General features: G+C 70.1%; 19 protein-coding genes. 5 read left to right on the plus strand and 14 right to left on the minus strand.

Going from position 1 to position 18949, the window contains the following annotated elements:
* Positions 1-244 precede the first annotated feature (244 nt).
* The gene (gene nucS / locus ABT296_RS04290) at positions 245-916 is read left to right on the plus strand and encodes an endonuclease NucS (RefSeq protein ID WP_351923037.1); all 672 of its coding nucleotides are present in this window, start codon (positions 245-247) and stop codon (positions 914-916) included.
* Between the two features lie 85 nt (positions 917-1001).
* Here nucS and ABT296_RS04295 read toward each other — a convergent pair whose 3' ends face one another.
* The 3 genes from ABT296_RS04295 to ABT296_RS04305 all read right to left on the minus strand — a co-directional run bounded on the left by ABT296_RS04295 (position 1002) and on the right by ABT296_RS04305 (position 5115).
* On the minus strand, positions 1002-3527 hold the full coding sequence (locus tag ABT296_RS04295; protein ID WP_351923039.1) for an ATP-binding protein: 2526 nt from the start codon (positions 3525-3527) through the stop codon (positions 1002-1004).
* Between the two features lie 254 nt (positions 3528-3781).
* On the minus strand, positions 3782-4105 hold the full coding sequence (locus ABT296_RS04300; RefSeq protein ID WP_186284954.1) for an STAS domain-containing protein: 324 nt from the start codon (positions 4103-4105) through the stop codon (positions 3782-3784).
* Between the two features lie 161 nt (positions 4106-4266).
* The gene (locus tag ABT296_RS04305) at positions 4267-5115 is read right to left on the minus strand and encodes a 3-hydroxyacyl-CoA dehydrogenase family protein (protein WP_351923042.1); all 849 of its coding nucleotides are present in this window, start codon (positions 5113-5115) and stop codon (positions 4267-4269) included.
* 275 nt (positions 5116-5390) lie between these two features.
* Here ABT296_RS04305 and ABT296_RS04310 point away from each other — a divergent pair, with 275 nt between their 5' ends.
* Complete coding sequence (locus ABT296_RS04310; RefSeq protein WP_351923044.1) at positions 5391-5963, plus strand: cob(I)yrinic acid a,c-diamide adenosyltransferase; 573 nt, start codon at positions 5391-5393, stop codon at positions 5961-5963.
* Here the strand turns inward: ABT296_RS04310 and ABT296_RS04315 are convergent.
* The gene (locus ABT296_RS04315; RefSeq protein ID WP_351923046.1) at positions 5880-6497 is read right to left on the minus strand and encodes a hypothetical protein; all 618 of its coding nucleotides are present in this window, start codon (positions 6495-6497) and stop codon (positions 5880-5882) included. The genes ABT296_RS04310 and ABT296_RS04315 overlap by 84 nt on opposite strands.
* A gap of 152 nt (positions 6498-6649) precedes the next feature.
* Here ABT296_RS04315 and ABT296_RS04320 point away from each other — a divergent pair, with 152 nt between their 5' ends.
* The 3 genes from ABT296_RS04320 to ABT296_RS04330 all read left to right on the plus strand — a co-directional run bounded on the left by ABT296_RS04320 (position 6650) and on the right by ABT296_RS04330 (position 10431).
* Positions 6650-7843, plus strand: coding sequence for a sensor histidine kinase (locus ABT296_RS04320; RefSeq protein ID WP_351923048.1), 1194 nt, complete (start codon positions 6650-6652; stop codon positions 7841-7843).
* A complete protein-coding gene (locus ABT296_RS04325; protein ID WP_351923050.1) occupies positions 7840-8481 on the plus strand; it encodes a response regulator in 642 nt (213 codons plus the stop codon). The genes ABT296_RS04320 and ABT296_RS04325 overlap by 4 nt, the downstream gene beginning before the upstream one ends.
* 126 nt (positions 8482-8607) lie before the next feature.
* Entirely contained in the window at positions 8608-10431 is a 1824-nt protein-coding gene (locus tag ABT296_RS04330; RefSeq protein WP_351923052.1) for a glycosyl hydrolase family 18 protein, read from the plus strand.
* A gap of 14 nt (positions 10432-10445) precedes the next feature.
* Here the strand turns inward: ABT296_RS04330 and ABT296_RS04335 are convergent, their stop codons facing one another.
* From ABT296_RS04335 to ABT296_RS04380, 10 genes are all read right to left on the minus strand, one after another.
* On the minus strand, positions 10446-10892 hold the full coding sequence (locus tag ABT296_RS04335) for a DUF2550 domain-containing protein (RefSeq protein WP_351923054.1): 447 nt from the start codon (positions 10890-10892) through the stop codon (positions 10446-10448).
* Between the two features lie 181 nt (positions 10893-11073).
* Complete coding sequence (locus tag ABT296_RS04340; protein ID WP_351923057.1) at positions 11074-11448, minus strand: F0F1 ATP synthase subunit epsilon; 375 nt, start codon at positions 11446-11448, stop codon at positions 11074-11076.
* A gap of 134 nt (positions 11449-11582) precedes the next feature.
* A complete protein-coding gene (atpD, locus tag ABT296_RS04345) occupies positions 11583-13019 on the minus strand; it encodes a F0F1 ATP synthase subunit beta (RefSeq protein ID WP_351923059.1) in 1437 nt (478 codons plus the stop codon).
* Entirely contained in the window at positions 13019-13936 is a 918-nt protein-coding gene (locus ABT296_RS04350; protein ID WP_351923061.1) for a F0F1 ATP synthase subunit gamma, read from the minus strand. The genes atpD and ABT296_RS04350 overlap by 1 nt, the downstream gene beginning before the upstream one ends.
* 21 nt (positions 13937-13957) lie before the next feature.
* Positions 13958-15547, minus strand: a complete 1590-nt coding sequence (atpA, locus tag ABT296_RS04355) for a F0F1 ATP synthase subunit alpha (protein ID WP_351923063.1) — start codon at positions 15545-15547, stop codon at positions 13958-13960.
* 121 nt (positions 15548-15668) lie between these two features.
* Positions 15669-16484, minus strand: a complete 816-nt coding sequence (locus tag ABT296_RS04360) for a F0F1 ATP synthase subunit delta (RefSeq protein WP_351923065.1) — start codon at positions 16482-16484, stop codon at positions 15669-15671.
* Complete coding sequence (locus ABT296_RS04365) at positions 16481-17029, minus strand: F0F1 ATP synthase subunit B (RefSeq protein WP_351923067.1); 549 nt, start codon at positions 17027-17029, stop codon at positions 16481-16483. The genes ABT296_RS04360 and ABT296_RS04365 overlap by 4 nt, the downstream gene beginning before the upstream one ends.
* 40 nt (positions 17030-17069) lie before the next feature.
* Positions 17070-17306 carry an ATP synthase subunit C-like protein gene (locus ABT296_RS04370; RefSeq protein WP_285510094.1) on the minus strand — a complete coding sequence of 79 codons (237 nt, stop codon included), beginning with the start codon at positions 17304-17306 and terminating at the stop codon, positions 17070-17072.
* A gap of 73 nt (positions 17307-17379) precedes the next feature.
* The gene (gene atpB / locus ABT296_RS04375; protein ID WP_502977171.1) at positions 17380-18198 is read right to left on the minus strand and encodes a F0F1 ATP synthase subunit A; all 819 of its coding nucleotides are present in this window, start codon (positions 18196-18198) and stop codon (positions 17380-17382) included.
* A gap of 225 nt (positions 18199-18423) precedes the next feature.
* Entirely contained in the window at positions 18424-18861 is a 438-nt protein-coding gene (locus ABT296_RS04380) for a Cg1360 family ATP-synthase-associated protein (protein ID WP_351923070.1), read from the minus strand.
* Positions 18862-18949 lie beyond the last annotated feature (88 nt).

The following is an 18949-nucleotide window of genomic DNA, read 5'->3' on the forward strand; positions in this document are numbered from 1 at the left end:
TCACGACTCGAACACTCTGCGTGCACGCGTCGCGACCTCACGTTTACTACGGTAGGCAACAGGGCGTGACGGCACCAGAAGAATGCGTACATGGACAAGTCCCGGTAGGCCCACAATCGGCCACAACCGAACAGGTCCCTTACGGAATAAAGTGGGCGGCCCTCCGGGCCCCGGCCGGGGCCGGCGGCGGGAGTCGGGTGGGCGAATCGCGTGCACCCCGGCCCGTCGAGTAGCGTTGCCGACCATGCGTCTCGTCATCGCCCGATGCTCCGTGGACTACGCGGGCCGGCTCACCGCCCACCTTCCGTCAGCTCCCCGTCTGATCCTGGTCAAGGCGGACGGCAGTGTGTCCATCCACGCGGACGACCGGGCCTACAAGCCCCTGAACTGGATGTCCCCGCCGTGCTCGTTGAAGGAGGGCACGGGTGACGAGGACGGCGTCTGGACGGTCACCAACAAGGCGGGCGAGAAGCTCATCATCACGATGGAGGAGGTCCTCCACGACTCGTCGCACGAACTCGGCGTCGACCCCGGCCTGATCAAGGACGGCGTGGAAGCGCACCTCCAGGAACTCCTCGCCGACCGCATCGAAACGCTCGGCGAGGGCTACACGTTGATCCGGCGCGAGTACATGACCGCGATCGGCCCCGTGGACATCCTGTGCCGGGACGCCGAGGGCGCGACGGTCGCGGTGGAGATCAAGCGCCGCGGCGAGATCGACGGCGTGGAGCAGCTGACCCGCTATCTGGACCTGCTCAACCGCGACCCCCATCTGGCGCCGGTCCGCGGGATCTTCGCGGCCCAGGAGATCAAGCCGCAGGCGAGGGTGCTCGCCACGGACCGGGGCATCGGCTGCCAGGTCCTGGACTACGACGCCCTGCGGGGTATCGAGGACGACAAGCTGCGGCTGTTCTGAGTTCCGCCCGCCGGTGAGCCGGCGGCGCGCGTGGGGGCCGGGTCCTGGGAGAGGACCCGGCCCCCACGCGTGCCGTGGACGGGGCTCAGATCACGTCGGCGGACGTGCTGGGGCTCTCCGGGGCGCTCGCGGAACTGCTGGTCTCCGCGGGGCCGCCGGCCGAGTCCGAGGTCTCGGGGCTGCCCGTCGGCGACGTGGTCGGGCTCCCGGTCGGCGTGGTCGGCGTCCCCGTCGGCGTGGTCGGGGTCCCGGTCGGGGTGGTCGGCGTCGACGACGGCGGGCGCGTGGTCGACGGCGGCTTCGTCGTCGAACTCGGCGGCTTGGTCGGGGACTTCGTCGGCTCCTCGTCCGGGCCGTCGGTGCCGCTCGGGGTGTCCGAGGGCTCCGGTGTCCCGGTCGGGGTGGGGTCGTCGGAGGTGCCGAGGGTGCCGTCCGGGCCGGGGTCGGTCGGGCGGCTCGTCGCGGTGCCGGTGTCGCCGTCGTCGTCGCCGTCGTCCGCCCGGTCCGCGCCGAGGCTGTCGTCGCCGAGTCCCTGGCTGGCCGACGGGTTGACGCCCACCTGGCCGGAGGGAATGTCGGGTTCGCCGTCGGAGGTGGCCCCGAGGGTGACCACGGTGCCGAGCACCGCGACCAGCAGCGCGCCCGCGCCCGCCGCCACGAGGTTCCGCTTGGCGAGCCCCTTCAGGCCGCCCCGCGCCTTGCGCGACGGGCCCTGGTCCGAGGTGCGGTGGATGACGAGGGCGGGGTCGCCCTCGGGCTGCTGGAGCGTCGGGAACGCGACCGGTGTGCCGCGGGGCGGCGACTGCGACTCCTCGTGCCGTGCGTCGGGCACCTCCTCCCCCGCGGTGGCGCCGAGCGCGGCCAGGATGCCGACGCCGGGGGTGTCCCCGGTCCGGTCGGCGACCAGGGCCAGCGCGCGGCGGCCGGCGACGGTGCCCCGCTTGTCGGCGAGGGCGCCGCGCAGGCCGATGGCGGCCTCCAGGTCGGAGCGGGCCCGGTCGAACTGTCCGGCGCAGATCGCCAGGATGCCGAGCTCGTGGTGGAAGTAGGCCTGTTCGCCCACGTCCCCGGCGAGCCGGGCGGCCTCGGCGCCGGAGCGCAGCGCGCGCTCCCAGGCGCTCCAGTGGAGTCCGGCGGCGAGCGCCGGCGCGGCGGTCCGGGCGAGCGCGACGGCCGGGCTCTCCTCGTCCTCGGCGGGCGGCGTGGTGGCCGGGACCAGCACGGTCAGCGCGGCGAGCAGGGCGTCCGCCTGCTCGCACACCCGCTCCGGGCCGACCGAGGAGTGTCCGGCCCACCAGGCGTAGTGCCGGCCCGCGGTGAGGGCTTCGGCCTCGACGGTGTCCGTGTACCCGGCGGCCTCCAGCTGGGTCCGTACGCCCGCCGCGAGGCGGTAGCGGGTGCCGGCCGGGGAGACCAGTCCGCAGGCGGCCAGCTCGCCGAGGGCGGCGTCCGCGTGGGTGTCGCCGACGAGGGCCGGCAGATGGGCCTGGTGCGGTACCTCGCCGCCCAGGGCGACGGCTATGCGCAGGGTGGCGCGGGCGGAGGCGCTGAGCCGGGAGGCGAGCAGCGGGGCGGGCGCCGCCGCCTCGCCGAGCGCGGGCAGCGGCACCTCCTCGACGTCCTCGGCGTCGTAGGGCGCGTCCTCGGGCAGGTCAGTGGGGAGTTCGTCCTCGAAGACGCCGTACTCGTCGACGGCGCCGGCTCCGGCGCGCACCTGGTCGCGCTGGCGCAGCAGGGCGCCGGCCTGGACGAAGCGCAGCGGCAGTCCCTCGGACTCGAACCAGAGGTCGCCGGCCCAGTTGGACTCGTCCTCGCCGAGGGCGCGGCCGACGGCCCGTTCCAGCAGGTCCAGGCCCGCGGCGCGCTCCAGTCCGGGGAGGGGGACCTCCTCCAGGGCGGCGTCGGCGGACGGCGCGGGGACGTCGGGGGTGGCGGCGATCAGGAACGCGCACTCGGGGGTGGCGTCGAGGAGCTCGTCGAGGGCGGCGCCGCCGAACTCGATGTCGTCCAGGACGACGACCGCGCCGATCTCACGGACGCAGGCGAGCAGTTCGTCCCGGTCCGGGCGGTACCGGGGCGCCTCGTAGACGGCGTAGAGGAGGGCGTGGAGCAGGTCGTCGGCGGTGCGGTGGGAGCCGTTGAGCCGGACGACGCCGTCGGGCGCGAGGTCGGCGCAGTCGTCGGCGACGACGTCCAGGAGGCTGGTGCGGCCCGATCCGGCGGGGCCGGTCAGGCGGACCGAGCGGCCGCGGGCGAGCAGCCGTACGAGCTGTTCGCGCTCTTCCTGGCGGGCCAGCAGCGGCAGTTCCGGCTGGGGCGGCCCGGGCGGCACCGGGGGCCTCGCGGCTCGGTCGGCCTCGGCGCGGGCGGCCGGGGCGAGCTTGGCGGGGCGGGTCGGGCGTTCGCCGGGCGGGCAGGGCTCGATCTCGCTGCCGTCGACCGGGTTGACCGTGAGCAGGTAGTCGCCCGAGACCAGCTGCACGGTGCGGACCACCGCGGGCGTGTGCTGTCCGAAGTCGGGTGTGAGGGGGTCCCTGGGCGGGCGCTGGCGCGGCGCCTCGGCGCCGTCGTCATGGCCGTACTCCTCGGGTCCCCGGGTGTTCGGGTCCATAGGTTCAAGCCCCCCAAAAGCGTCGTGTGCCGAGCCCCTCCCGGCCGTTGTGCACACCGCGCTGTCGCTTCTGGTCCGGGCCCGCTCGAAGGGTTGTCACGCAGCGGGCGACCGAACCCTAAACCTTCGCACAGTATCTACGACAGTCCGGGGTACCGCGTGGTCCGAGACGTCACATGTTCGTGAGGATTGTGCGCGCCTCGCCGTTCGCAACCGGAACGTCCGGCCGCATCGTCCCCTCCCGTGCCGGGTGGTCACACGCGCGGCAGCGACTCCACCCCGATACCGCCTTCGATGGCGAGGATCCGGTGCAGCCGGGTGGCCACCAGCAGCCGCTGCATCTGCGGCGGCACGCCGCGCAGCACCAGGCGACGGCCGCAGCGGCCGGCCCTCCGGTGCGCACCCATGATCACTCCCAGCCCGGTGGCGTCCCAGGAGTCCAGCTCGGACAGGTCCAGCACCAGATCGCCGACTCCGTCGTCGACGGCCGAGTGCAGGACCGTACGGGCGTCCGCCGCGCTGCGGACGTCGAGGCGGCCCCCGACGACCAGCTCGGCGTGGTCGCCCCTGATGTGCATAGCGCTCCCCTAAGCGTGCGTCTCGTGCTCCGCGATGTGTGTCCGGTGATGCAACCTCTGACGGCCGGAACCGGCCAGAGGTTGCCGTCTGTAAGCGAACCGATACCGAATTCACCCCGGAGGGTGAAACTCCTGGGGCCTGTGCGGTTCCGGTGCCGCGTTCAGTGCTTGTAGAAGCCCTGCCCGCTCTTGCGGCCGATGTCACCGGCGTCAACCATCCGGCGCATCAGCTCCGGCGGAGCGAACTTCTCGTCCTGGGACTCGGTGTAGATGTTGCTGGTGGCGTGCAGCAGGATGTCGACCCCGGTGAGGTCCGCGGTCGCCAGCGGGCCCATGGCGTGGCCGAAGCCCAGCTTGCAGGCGAGGTCGATGTCCTCGGCGGTGGCCACGCCCGACTCGTAGAGCTTGGCGGCCTCGACCACGAGGGCGGAGATCAGCCGGGTGGTGACGAAGCCCGCCACGTCCCGGTTGACCACGATGCAGGTCTTGCCGACCGACTCGGCGAACTCCCGTGTGACGGCGAGGGTTTCGTCGCTGGTCTTGTAGCCGCGCACCAGCTCGCACAGCTGCATCATCGGCACCGGCGAGAAGAAGTGCGCGCCGACGACGCGCTCGGGGCGCTCGGTGACGGCCGCGATCTTGGTGATCGGAATGGCCGAGGTGTTGGAGGCGAGCACGGTGTCGTCCCGCACGATCTTGTCGAGCGCGCGGAAGATCTCGTGCTTGACCTCCAGCTTCTCGAAGACCGCCTCGACCACGATGTCGGCGTCGGCGACGGCGTCCAGGTCCGTGGTGGTGGTGATCCGGCCGAGGGCGGCGTCGGCGTCGTGCGCCTCCATCCTGCCCTTGGCGACGAACTTGTCGTACGAGGCCTTGATGCCGTCCGTGCCGCGCTTGAGCGCGTCGTCGGTGACGTCGCGCAGGACGACGTCCCAGCCCGCCTGAGCGGAGACCTGGGCGATCCCGGAACCCATCAAGCCGGCGCCGATGACGGCAAGCTTCCGTGCCACTGTGCGACTCCCCAATACACGCTGTTTACGGTGGGAATGCCCTCGCGCGAGCGAGCTCCAGCACGGGGGCCTCTCCGGCGGACACTAGCGCCCGTGAGGCGCTGTGTGACCGGTTAGTAACGCGAGTCACGTCTCATCTGACGGACATCACACGGGCTCCCGCCCGGACGGCCCAGTCGACCGTCTACCCGCTCATCGGATCGGCCATGCGGTCGCCGTCGGGACTGTGGGCACGGCCACGTTCCGGAGCGCGGGTGCGTAACTAGGCTGGCGGCATGGTCAATCTGACGCGTATCTACACCAGGACCGGCGACAAGGGCACCACCGCGCTGGGCGACATGAGCCGGGTCGCCAAGACCGATCTGCGGATCTCGGCCTATGCCGACACCAATGAGGCCAACGCCGTGATCGGTACGGCGATCGCGCTGGGCGGGCTGGACGAGGAGGTCGTCAAGGTCCTCACCCGGGTGCAGAACGACCTGTTCGACGTAGGCGCGGACCTGTCGACGCCGGTGGTGGCGGAGCCCGAGTTCCCACCGCTGCGGGTCGAGCAGTTCTACATCGACAAGCTGGAGGCGGACTGCGACCGCTTCAACGAGCGGCTGGAGAAGCTGCGGTCGTTCATCCTGCCCGGCGGCACCCCGGGCGCGGCCCTGCTGCACCAGGCGTGCACGGTCGTGCGGCGGGCCGAGCGGTCGACGTGGGCCGCGATGGAGGTGCACGGCGAGGTGATGAACGACCTCACCGCGACCTACCTCAACCGGCTATCGGACCTGCTGTTCATCCTGGCGCGCACGGCCAACGGCGCGGTCGGCGACGTCCTGTGGGTCCCGGGCGGGGAGCGCTGAGGCGGGCGCCTTCTTCGGCCAGATCGCGTAGGTCAGGGCGACCAGGCCGTGGATGCCGGCCGCCCGCCAGGCGAGGTGCATCCAGCTCTGCAGGGACCCCGTGCGGTCCGGGTCGTCGACGTACCACATGGCGACCAGCAGCAGGCCGCCGGCGACCGCGGCGGCGGTGACGCTGCCCAGCCAGACCCTGCCCTCGTGGCGGGCGCGGGCCATGCCGTAGCGGGGCGGGCCGACGGGCGGCGGGGCGCCGCCGAAGCGGTGGGCGGCGTGGCCGTCGAGCCACTTCACGGTGCGGTGCCCGTGCCCGACGGTGTAGCCGATGTACACGGCGGCCAGCCCGTGCTTCCAGCTCGGGTCGGCGCCGTTCTTGAGGTCGACGGCGGTGGCGACCAGCAGCACGACCTCCAGCAACGGCTCGCACAGCAGCAGCGCCAGTCCGGTGCGCGGCATCCGCAGCAGGTAGCGGAAGGTCAGTCCGGCGGCCAGCAGTACCCAGAAGCCGACCTCACAGGCGACGATCAGTCCGACGATCACGGCTCGCTCCTCTCCATCACCCTTCCAGGCTCCCGGCGCCGGGCGCGGCTTTCGTCGTCGGCGGTGACGAACCGCGGGTACATCGAAAGATGCAGTCCGGGACCCTTCCCCGGCATCAGGCGACGGGGCCGCGCGCCGTGTTGGATGGGTCCATGGCCGTACCGCTCCCCCGCCCGCACCGCCACGACGCGTGGATCGCGCTCGCCGGGCTGCTCGGCGGGCTGCTCGTCTGGGGTGTCGGGCTCGGCACCCGTGGCGCGGACGACCCGCTGGTGCTGTGGGAGGGCCGCTGGCCCGTCCTGGTGCCGCTGACGGTCATGGCCTGCTGCGAGCTGCTGCGCCGCAGCCACCCCCGCACCGGCCTGCTGGTCGGCACCCTCGCGCTGACCGCGGACGGTGTCACCCAGGGCAATCTGGCGACGATCGTGATGTACACCGACCTGGTCTACGCGGCCGTGGTGTACGGGCCGCCCGCCACCGCCCGCCGGGTGCCGTGGATCACCGGGATGATGACGGTGCTCGGCGCGGTGGTGCCGCTCGCGGTGTGGCGGGAGCCGGAGGCGCTGCTGATCGGTGTGGGCATCGGCATCGTCGCCTTCACTCCCGCCGCCACGGGCTGGATCGTGCGCAGTCACCGCGACGCCGCCGACACCGCCCGGCTGCACGCCGAGCAGACCGCTCTGCTCGCCGAACTGGACCGGGCCCAGGCGGTGACGGCGGAGCGCGCCCGGATGGCGCGCGAGCTGCACGACATGGTCGCCAACCACCTCTCCGCGATCGCCATCCACTCCACCGCCGCGCTCTCCCTGGACGAGCCGGCGACCTCCCGGGACGCGCTGAAGGTGATCCGTGAGAACAGCGTCGCGGGGCTCGCGGAGATGCGTCGGCTGATCGGCATCCTGCGGGACGCCGGCGGCGATCTGGAACCGGCGGCCGCGCCCACGCTCGACGGGCTCGGGGCCCTCGTGGAGGGTGCCCGCACCAACGGCCTCGACGTCACCCTCGACGCCACGCACGACAAGCTGCCCGCCCCCGTGGAACTCGCCGCCTACCGGATCGTCCAGGAGTCCCTGACCAACGCGCTCAAGCACGCCTCCCCCGGCCGGGTCGCCGTCACCCTCGCCCAGCGCGACGGGGTCCTCGACATCCTGGTGACCAGTCCCCACGGCGACCGCGAGGGGCCGCGCGCGCCCGGCTCCGGGGCCGGTCTGGTCGGGATGCGGGAGCGGGCCGCACTGCTCGGGGGCCGCTTCGAGGCGGCGGCCGAGGAGTCGGCGAACGGCAGGATGTGGGTGGTGCGCGCCGCGCTTCCGGTGACCGACGCCCCGCAAGGAGACCTCGCATGATCCGTGTCCTCGTCGCCGAGGACCAGTCCGCCGTACGGGCCGGACTGGTCCTGATCCTGCGCAGCGCGCCCGACATCGAGGTGGTCGGTGAGGCCGCGGACGGCGAGCGGGCGGTGGCGCTGGCCCGGGAGCTGCGGCCGGACCTGGTGCTGATGGACATACAGATGCCGCGACTCGACGGGGTGTCGGCCACCCGGGCGGTGGTCGCGGAGGGGCTGGCGGACGTGCTGGTGCTGACCACCTTCGACCTGGACGAGTACGTGTTCGGGGCGCTCAGGGCGGGGGCGTCCGGATTCCTGCTGAAGAACACCGAGGCGCGCGACCTGTTGGCGGCCGTGCGCACGGTCGCGGCCGGCGAGGGGGTCGTCGCCCCGGCCGTGACCCGGCGTCTGATCGCGGAGTTCGCCGCGCGGCCGGCGCGGGAGTCCCGGGCCGATCCGACGGTGCTCGACTCGCTGACCCGGCGTGAGCGCGAGGTGTTGTCCTGCCTCGGGGAGGGGCTGTCCAACGCGGACATCGCGCGGCGGCTGGAGATGGCGGAGGCGACGGTGAAGACGCACGTCAGCCGGTTGCTGGGGAAGCTGGAGCTGCGCAGCAGGGTCCAAGCTGCGGTACTGGCGCAGGAGTTGGGGATCTAGGGGAGTCTTCGTCGCAGTGGTCTGGACCTATTGACCTATGGTCCAGACCTTTCTATTCTCGCGGCACCGTGGGCGTGAAGGCTCAGCTCGCCCTACCACCCCCTTACCCAGACAGGGAGGCGCATTATGCGCTTCAGACACAGAGCCGCGGCAGGGTTCGCGACCCTGTTGCTCCCGTTCGCCGGCCTGGTCGGCCTCGCTTCCCCGGCCCAGGCGGCCACCGAGGCCACCGCCACCTACACCAAGGCCTCGGACTGGGGAACCGGCTTCGAGGGCAAGTGGACCGTCAAGAACACCGGTACCACGAGCCTCAGTTCCTGGACCGTGGAGTGGGACTTCCCCTCCGGCACCGCCGTCACCTCCGCCTGGGACGCCGACGTCACCTCCTCCGGCACCCACTGGACCGCCAAGAACAAGTCCTGGAACGGCACCCTCGCCCCCGGCGCGTCCGTCTCCTTCGGCTTCAACGGCACCGGCTCCGGCTCCCCCGCCAACTGCAAGCTGAACGGCGGCAGTTGTGACGGCGGACCGAGCGTCCCCGGTGACGCGGCACCCTCCGCGCCGGGCACCCCGACCGCCTCCGACATCACCAACACCTCGGTGAAACTGTCCTGGAGCGCGGCCACCGACGACAAGGGCGTCAAGAACTACGACGTCCTGCGCGGCGGCGCCAAGGTCGCCACCGTCACGGGCACCAGCTACACGGACTCCGGTCTGACCGCCGGCACCGACTACTCCTACACCGTCCAGGCCCGGGACACCGCCGACCAGACCGGCCCGCTCAGCGGCGCCCGCGCGGTCCGCACCACCGGCGGCTCCACCGACCCCCAGCCCGGGTCGAAGATCAACCTCGGCTACTTCACCGAGTGGGGCGTCTACGGCCGCAACTACCACGTGAAGAACCTGGTGACCTCGGGCACCGCCTCGAAGATCACGCACATCAACTACGCGTTCGGCAACGTCAAGAACGGTCAGTGCACCGTCGACGACACCTACGCCGCCTACGACAAGGCGTACACCGCCGACCAGTCCGTCTCCGGTGTCGCCGACACCTGGGACCAGCCGCTGCGTGGCAACTTCAACCAGCTGCGCCAGCTGAAGGCCAAGTACCCGCACATCAAGGTGCTGTACTCCTTCGGCGGCTGGACCTACTCCGGCGGCTTCGGCCAGGCCGCGCAGAACGCGGCCGCGTTCGCCAAGTCCTGCAAGGCCGTCGTGGAGGACCCGCGCTGGGCCGATGTCTTCGACGGCATCGACATCGACTGGGAGTACCCGAACGCCTGCGGTCTCACCTGTGACACCTCCGGCTTCTCCTCCTACAAGACTCTGATGCAGGCCCTGCGCGCCGAGTTCGGCTCGAACTACCTGGTCACCTCGGCGATCACCGCCGACGGCTCCAACGGCGGCAAGATCGACGCGGCCGACTACGGCGGCGCCGCCCAGTACCTCGACTGGTACAACGTGATGACGTACGACTACTTCGGCGCCTTCAACGCGCAGGGCCCGACCGCCCCGCACTCGCCGCTCACCTCGTACTCCGGCATCCCGCAGGCGGGCTTCAACTCCGCCGACGCGATCGCCAAGCTCAAGGCCAAGGGCGTGCCGTCCGCCAAGCTCCTGCTCGGCATCGGCTTCTACGGCCGCGGCTGGACCGGTGTCACCCAGTCCGCCCCCGGCGGCACGGCCACCGGAGCGGCACCGGGCACCTACGAGGCCGGCATCGAGGACTACAAGGTCCTCAAGAACACCTGCCCCGCGACCGGCACCATCGCCGGCACGGCCTACGCCCACTGCGGCAACAACTGGTGGTCCTACGACACCCCCGCCACCATCGGCACCAAGATGAGCTGGGCCAAGAACCAGGGCCTGGGCGGTGCCTTCTTCTGGGAGTTCAGCGGCGACACCACCAACGGTGAACTGGTGAGCGCCATCAGCAACGGCCTGAAGTGAGCTGACGCTCAGAGCTAAGCAACATTGACGCGCTGACCGGGCGGGGCTGCCTCAAGCCACGCGAGAAATCCGGTCAGCGCGTCTTCCGTCATGGCCAGCTCAAGTCGGGTGCCCCGGTGGAGGCAGGTGAGGACGACGGCGTCGGAGAGCAGTGCCAGCTCCTCCTCGCCCTCGGGCAGCCGGCGTCCGGCGACCTCGATCGCGGCGCGCTCCAGGGTGCGGCGCGGGCGGTAGGCGTAGGAGAAGACGCGGTACCACTCGACGCGGTCGCCGTTGTAGCGGGCGACGCCGTAGCTCCAGCCCTTGCCGCTGGTGTCGGTCTTCTCCGGGGTGTCCCAGCGCAGACTGCAGTCGAAGGTGCCGCCGGAGCGCTGGATGAGCCTGCGGCGCAGCCCGAAGACGAACAGTGCCAGCACCACAAGGGCCACGACGATTCCGCACACAGTCAGAGCGAGGACCATCGACACCGACCTCCTCGTCTCCTAGGTACCTGCGGATCAGGTAACGGAACGGAAAAAACTTCCAGATCTGCCTCAGCCGCGGCCGGCACCGGATCCCTCCGGTCCCAGCCGCGGCTGAGTGACATCATCGCGTGGCGCGGCCTTCCCGCGGTGCCTCACGGCCCCGCGAGGCGCCCCCGGGTCAGTGCGACGCCGCGGCGCGCAGCCGGACGTCGGCGCGACGCTCGGCGGACGCGTCGGCGTCCGACTTCGCGCGCTCCAGCGCCCGCTCGGCGCGCTGGACGTCGATCTCGTCCGACAGCTCGGCGATCTCGGCCAGCAGCGACAGCTTGTTGTCCGCGAACGAGACGAAACCGCCGTGCACAGCGGCGACGACCGTTCCACCTTCACTCGTACGGATGGTCACCGGGCCCGACTCCAGCACACCGAGCAGCGGCTGGTGACCGGGCATGACGCCGATGTCGCCCGACGTGGTGCGCGCGACGACCAGGGTGGCCTGGCCGGACCAGACCTCACGGTCGGCCGCGACCAGCGCGACGTGCAGCTCAGCAGCCAAGGGTGGCTCCTCGGGTCACCACCCGGCGGTTGTGCCGGGTGTTGGTTACAAGTCTAGTAGGCGTGAAAGAGGGGGCGGGACGGACCCCGCCCCCTCAGTCGCGGGCCCGGGGGCCCACGGTGAACTCAGGGAGTTCAGGAGACGCCGAGCTCCTTGGCGTTGGCCTTGAGGTCCTCGATGCCACCGCACAGGAAGAACGCCTGCTCCGGGAAGTGGTCGTACTCGCCGTCGCAGATCGCGTTGAAGGCCGTGATCGACTCGTCCAGCGGGACGTCCGACCCGTCGACGCCGGTGAACTGCTTGGCGACGTGGGTGTTCTGGGACAGGAAGCGCTCCACGCGACGGGCACGGTGGACGACGAGCTTGTCCTCCTCGCCGAGCTCGTCGATACCGAGGATCGCGATGATGTCCTGGAGGTCCTTGTACTTCTGCAGGACGTTCTTCACGCGCATCGCGGTGTTGTAGTGGTCCGCCGCGATGTACCGCGGGTCGAGGATGCGGGACGTCGAGTCCAGCGGGTCCACGGCCGGGTAGATGCCCTTCTCGGAGATCGGACGGGAGAGAACCGTCGTCGCGTCGAGGTGGGCGAAGGTGGTGGCCGGGGCCGGGTCGGTCAGGTCGTCCGCGGGGACGTAGATCGCCTGCATCGAGGTGATCGAGTGACCACGGGTCGAGGTGATGCGCTCCTGGAGGAGACCCATCTCGTCGGCCAGGTTCGGCTGGTAGCCCACCGCGGAGGGCATACGGCCGAGCAGGGTCGACACCTCGGAACCGGCCTGCGTGAAGCGGAAGATGTTGTCGATGAAGAACAGCACGTCCTGCTTCTGCACATCGCGGAAGTACTCCGCCATGGTCAGACCGGCGAGGGCCACGCGCAGACGGGTGCCCGGGGGCTCGTCCATCTGGCCGAAGACCAGGGCGGTCTTGTCGATGACGCCCGAGTCGGCCATCTCCTCGATGAGGTCGTTGCCCTCACGGGTGCGCTCACCGACACCGGCGAACACGGAGACACCGTCGTGGTTGTTGGCGACGCGGTAGATCATCTCCTGGATGAGCACCGTCTTGCCGACGCCGGCACCACCGAACAGACCGATCTTTCCACCCTTGACGTACGGGGTGAGAAGGTCGATGACCTTGACGCCGGTCTCGAACATCTCGGTCTTCGACTCGAGCTCGTCGAAGTTCGGGGCCTTGCGGTGGATGCCCCAGCGCTCGCCCTCGTACTGCTCGTCGACGTTCAGCACCTCACCGAGGGTGTTGAACACCTTGCCCTTGGTGAAGTCGCCGACGGGGACGGTGATGGAGGCACCGGTGTCGGTGACCGGGGCCTGGCGGACCAGACCGTCGGTGGGCTGCATCGAGATGGTGCGGACCAGGCCGTCACCGAGGTGCTGGGCGACCTCGAGGGTCAGCGTCTTCATCGCGCCGTCCAGGGCCGGGTCGGCGACCTCGACGTGAAGGGCGTTGTAGATGTCGGGCATGGCGTCGACGGGGAATTCCACGTCGACGACCGGGCCGATGACCCGGGCGACGCGGCCCGTGGCAGCGGCCGTCTCAACTGTCGTCGTCATTACCTGTCACTCCCCGCGGTCGCGTCGGCCAGGGCTGCGGAGCCACCGACGATCTCGCTGATTTCCTGGGTGATTTCGGCCTGGCGGGCCGCGTTGGCAAGACGGGAGAGCGTGGTGATCAGCTCGCCCGCGTTGTCGGTCGCCGACTTCATCGCGCGCCGCGTGGCGGCGTGCTTGGAAGCGGCCGACTGGAGAAGCGCGTTGTAGATGCGGCTCTCCACGTAGCGCGGCAGCAGGGCGTCGAGGACGTCCTCCGCCGAGGGCTCGAAGTCGAACAGCGGGAGGATCTCGCCCTTGGGGGCGGCCTCCGCTGCGACCTCTTCGAGGCTGAGCGGGAGCAGACGGTCGTCGAGCGCCGTCTGCGTCATCATCGAGACGAACTCGGTGAAGACGATGTGGAGTTCGTCCACGCCGCCCTCGGCCGTGTCCTTCTCGATGGCCTCGATCAGCGGGGCCGCGACCAGCTTGGCGTCCGCGTACGAGGGCTCGTCGGTGAAGCCCGACCACGACTCCACGACCTTGCGCTCGCGGAAGTTGTAGTGGGCCAGACCACGGCGGCCGACGATGTACGTGTCGACCTCCTTGCCCTCGGCCTCCAGCCGCGCGGTCAGCTTCTCCGCCACCTTGATGGAGTTGGAGTTGAACGCGCCGGCCAGACCACGGTCACTCGTGAGCAGCAGCACCGCGGACCGCGTGACCGTCTCGGCCGTCGTGGTCAGCGGGTGCTTCGTGTTCGAGCCGGTACCGACCGCCGTGACCGCGCGGGTGAGCTCGGTCGCGTACGGCGCGGAGGCCGCCACCTTGCGCTGTGCCTTGACGACACGCGAGGCGGCGATCATCTCCATCGCCTTCGTGATCTTCTTGGTCGCTGTGACGGATCGGATGCGACGCTTGTAGACCCGGAGCTGGGCTCCCATGAGTCAGGTCCCTTCCTTACGTCACTTGGCCGCGGCCGGGGCGTCTTCGCCGAGAAGCTTGCCGTCCGAGGTCTCGAACTGCTTCTTGAAGTCCGCGATGCCGTCGGCGATGGCGGCCAGGGTGTCGTCGGACATCTTGCCGCCCTCCTTGATGGAGGTCATGAGGCCCTGCTCCTTGCGGTGCAGGTACTCCAGCAGCTCCTTCTCGAAGCGGCGGATGTCGGCGACCGGCACGTCGTCCATCTTGCCCGTGGTGGCGGACCACACGGAGACGACCTGGTCCTCGGTGGGCATCGGCTGGTACTGCGGCTGCTTGAGCAGCTCGACCAGACGCTGACCGCGCTCCAGCTGCGACTTCGACGCGGCGTCCAGGTCGGAACCGAAGGCGGCGAACGCCTCCAGCTCGCGGTACTGGGCCAGGTCGAGGCGCAGACGGCCGGAGACCTGCTTCATCGCCTTGTGCTGCGCGGAACCACCGACTCGGGAGACGGAGATACCGACGTTCAGCGCGGGGCGCTGACCGGCGTTGAAGAGGTCCGACTCCAGGAAGCACTGGCCGTCGGTGATGGAGATGACGTTGGTCGGGATGAACGCCGACACGTCGTTGGCCTTGGTCTCGACGATCGGCAGACCCGTCATCGAACCGGCGCCCAGCTCGTCGGAGAGCTTCGCGCAGCGCTCCAGCAGACGGGAGTGCAGGTAGAAGACGTCACCCGGGTAGGCCTCACGGCCCGGCGGGCGGCGCAGCAGCAGGGACACGGCGCGGTAGGCGTCGGCCTGCTTCGACAGGTCGTCGAAGATGATGAGGACGTGCTTGCCCTCGTACATCCACTGCTGACCGATGGCCGAACCGGTGTACGGCGCAAGGTACTTGAAGCCGGCCGGGTCGGACGCCGGGGCGGCGACGATGGTCGTGTACTCCAGCGCGCCGGCCTCTTCCAGGGCGCCACGCACGGAGGCGATGGTCGAGCCCTTCTGGCCGATGGCGACGTAGACGCAGCGGACCTGCTTCTTCGGGTCGCCCGAGCGCCAGTTGTCGCGCTGGTTGATGATCGTGTCGACGGCCAGGGCGGTCTTGCCGGTCTGGCGGTCACCGATGATCAGCTGACGCTGGCCACGGCCGATCGGGGTCATCGCGTCGACGGCCTTGTAGCCGGTCTCCATCGGCTCGTGCACCGACTTACGGGCCATGACGCCGGGAGCCTGCAGCTCCAGGGCGCGGCGGCCGGACGTCTCGATCTCGCCGAGGCCGTCGATCGGGTTGCCGAGCGGGTCGACGACGCGGCCGAGGTAGCCCTCGCCGACAGCCACGGAGAGCACCTCGCCGGTACGCGTGACCGGCTGACCCTCCTCGATGCCGCTGAACTCACCGAGGACGATGGCACCGATCTCGCGCTCCTCGAGGTTGAGGGCGAGGCCGAGGGTGCCGTCCTCGAACTTCAGCAGTTCGTTGGCCATGGCCGAGGGAAGACCCTCGACCTTCGCGATGCCGTCGCCGGCAAGGGTGACCGTACCGACCTCCTCGCGCGAGGCCGCGTCCGGCTTGTACGACTGGACAAAGTTCTCCAGCGCGTCCCGGATCTCCTCCGGCCGGATCGTGAGCTCCGCCATCTGGGTTCCCTGCTCTCCTTGTTGGGCCCGAAGTTTCAACTTGGGGGTCTGGGGGCGACCCCCAGGAATCCTCTGCACGGCCCAACCGGGCCGTAAGTACGTACTGCTATGAAGTTGCTGCTCAGCCCGCCATGCGGCGGCCGGCGTCATCGATGCGGTCCGCGATGGAGCCGTTGATGACCTCGTCGCCGACCTGCACCCGGATCCCGCCGAGGACCTCGGGGTCCACGTCGATGTTCAGGTGCATCCGGTGGCCGTAGAGCTTCGCCAGGGCGGCGCCCAGACGCTGCTTCTGCCCGTCACTCAGCGGAACCGCCGAGGTGACGACGGCGACCAGACGGTCGCGGCGGTCCGCGGCGAGCTTGGACAGGGACTCCAGCCCCGTCTCCAGGCTACGTCCCCGCGGCGCGGTCACCAGACGCGTCACCAGACGCTCGGTGGTGGCGTTCGCGCGGCCGCCGAGCAGGCTGCGCAGCAGCTCACCCTTGGCGGAGGCCGTCGCGGCGCGGTCGGTGAGCGCGGCGCGCAGCTCCGTGCTGGAGGAGACGATCCGGCCGAACCGGAACAGCTCGTCCTCGACGTCGTCGAGGACGCCGGACCGCTGGGCGGCGGTGAGGTCCGCGACGTTCGCCAGCTCCTCCAGCGCGTCCGCCAGGTCGCGGGACTGCGACCAGCGGGTGCGCACCATGCCGGAGACCAGATCGGCGGTCGACCCGCTCACCTGGCCGCCGAGGAGACGCTGGGCCAGCCCGGCCTTGGCCTCGCCGGACTGCGCCGGGTCGGTCAGGACCCGACGCAGCGACACCTCGCGGTCGAGCAGCGCGGTGACGGCGGCCAGCTCGTCGGCGAGCGTGCCGGCGTCCACGGACGTGGAGTCCGTCAGCGCGTCCAGACGCTCACGGGCGGCTGCCAGGGCCTCGCGGCTCGCTCCGTTCATCGCGCGGCCTCGGCCTTCTCCTCGAGCTCGTCGAGGAAGCGGTCGATCACACGGGACTGACGGGCGTGGTCCTCGAGGGACTCACCGACGAGCTTGCCGGCCAGGTCGGTGGCGAGCTTGCCCACGTCCTGACGCAGCGCCGACGAGGCGGCCTTGCGGTCGGCCGCGATCTGGGCGTGACCGGCGGCGACGATCTCCTCGCGCTGGCGCTGCCCCTCGGCACGCATCTCGGCGATGAGCGCGGCACCCTGCTCCTGCGCCTCCTGGCGCAGACGCGCGGCCTCGTGCCGGGCCTCGGCGAGCTGGGCCTTGTACTGCTCAAGGACGCTCTGGGCCTCGACCTGAGCGGCCTCGGCCTTCTCGATGCCACCTTCGATCGCCTCGCGACGCTCCTCCAGAACCTTGTTGATGTTCGGGAGCAGCTTCTTCCAGAAGAAGAAGAACACGATGGCGAAGGCGATGGCGCCGACGAGCAGCTCGGGGCCCGGAGGAACGAGCGGGCTCTGCTCCTCCTCGGCCGCCAGCTGTACCAGGTTGGCGATCACATCAGTGCCTTTCGTGGATGTGTGTCAGTAAGGAAGGTGATTACTTACCGAACACGAACGGCATGACGATGCCGATGAGGGCGAGCGCCTCACAGAACGCGAAGCCGAGGATCTGGTTGGCGCGGATCAGGCCGGCGGCCTCGGGCTGACGGGCCAGGGCCTGGGTGCCGTTGCCGAAGATGATGCCGACGCCGACGCCGGGGCCGATCGCGGCCAGACCGTAGCCGATGGAGCCGAGCGAACCGGTGACGGCGGCAAGGGTCTCAGTGGCAGCCATGCTGATTCTTCCTTCTCTTTGCGGACCGGTGGGAGTTGGCCACCGGACGTTCAGGGGGTGGGTGGGGCGGAACTCAGTGGTGCTCGGCGAGAGCGCCCTGGATGTACGAGCAGGCGAGGAGCACGAACACGTACGCCTGGACCGCCTGCACGAAGAGCTCGAAGAGGATCATGACGATCGTCATGACGAAGGAGACGCCGGCCGCCGGGATCATCACGCCGTTCAGCAGGTACCAGGTGGCCACGGTGAACATGACCAGCATCAGGTGACCGGCGAACATGTTGGCGAAGAGCCGGACCGCGTGGGTGAAGGGGCGGACGATCAGGTTCGAGAAGAACTCGATGACCATGACCAGCGGCAGCACCGGGCCGAGCGACTTGTCGTAGCCGGTGACGTTCTTGAAGAAGCCGACGAAGCCGTGCCTCTTGAAGGTCAGCGCGACCCAGGTGACGTAGACGATGCCGGCCAGGACGATCGGGTACGCGATGATCGACGACACAGGGAACTGTGCCAGCGGGATCACGGACCAGACGTTCATGATCCAGACGAAGAAGAACAGGGAGACCATCAGCGGGACGTACTTCTCGCCCTCGCGCTTGCCGAGCGTCTCGTAGACGATGCCGCGGCGGACGAAGTCGTAACCGGCCTCACCGATCATCTGCAGCTTGCCCGGTACGACCTTGGCCTTGCCGAACGCCATCCAGAAGAACGAGACGACGATCAACGTGGTGAGCAGCGCGAGCAGCATCACCTTGTTGAACTCGAACCCGCCCACCGTGGCGATCGGCTTGAACAGGAACGAGTGCAGGCCCGGAGCCGGGAAGCCACAGCCGTTGTCGGACAGGATGCGGCAATCCCACTCAAAGGCGAGCTGGGTCGGGTCAGCACTCACCGCGGGCTCCTTCGGCGTGACGCATGGGTACGGCAACCTCGTTGTGTCGGCGCGGCGCGCAGCCGCGAGTCGGCACCGGACTGGTGATACGGATGTGGGGGCGGCTCTGGGGCATCAAGCCTCGCGATCGAGCAGGCGTCAGCTCGGATGCCCGCGCCCGCGATGCCGCAGTTGGCACCGGACGATAGCAGGAGTTCCCCCGGGCCTTTATCCCGCCCCTACCCCTCACGTCTTCGGCCCCGACTTCTCGGACTTCTCGCTCTTCGCGGGCTCGGGATCGACGTAGAAGATCTTGGCCTTCATGTGCGCACGTGCCTGCGCGGCCATCCACACGACCGTCGCGACGACGAGCGCGATCGCGAACGCCTTGGCGTTGAAGAGCGAGGTGTCCTGGAAGAGGGCGACGAAGATCAGCAGGAGCAGGAGCTGGGCGACGTAGAGCATCAGCCCCATGGCCTGGAACAACTGCGGGAGCGTTTTTGCCGTCCACTGCAGTACGTACAGACCGATACCCATGAACAGGATCGCGAGCAGCGTGCCGATCGCCGCACCGAGCGCGCCCTCGCCGCCGGCGACCGCAGCACTGACGGCGACGACGATCGCGCCGACAGCCGCTGTGGGTACAGCGCACTGCAGAAGGTTCCGGGCGTCATTGGACGGCATGGCGGCAACTCCGCTTTTCACAGGGGGCAGGGTGTCGTCATGGACGAGCGTAGTCCCGGTCGGAGGGGGTGAAGACCTCACACCGTCG

Source organism: Streptomyces sp. NPDC000983 (assembly GCF_040299205.1).
Classification (GTDB): Bacteria; Actinomycetota; Actinomycetes; order Streptomycetales; family Streptomycetaceae; genus Streptomyces.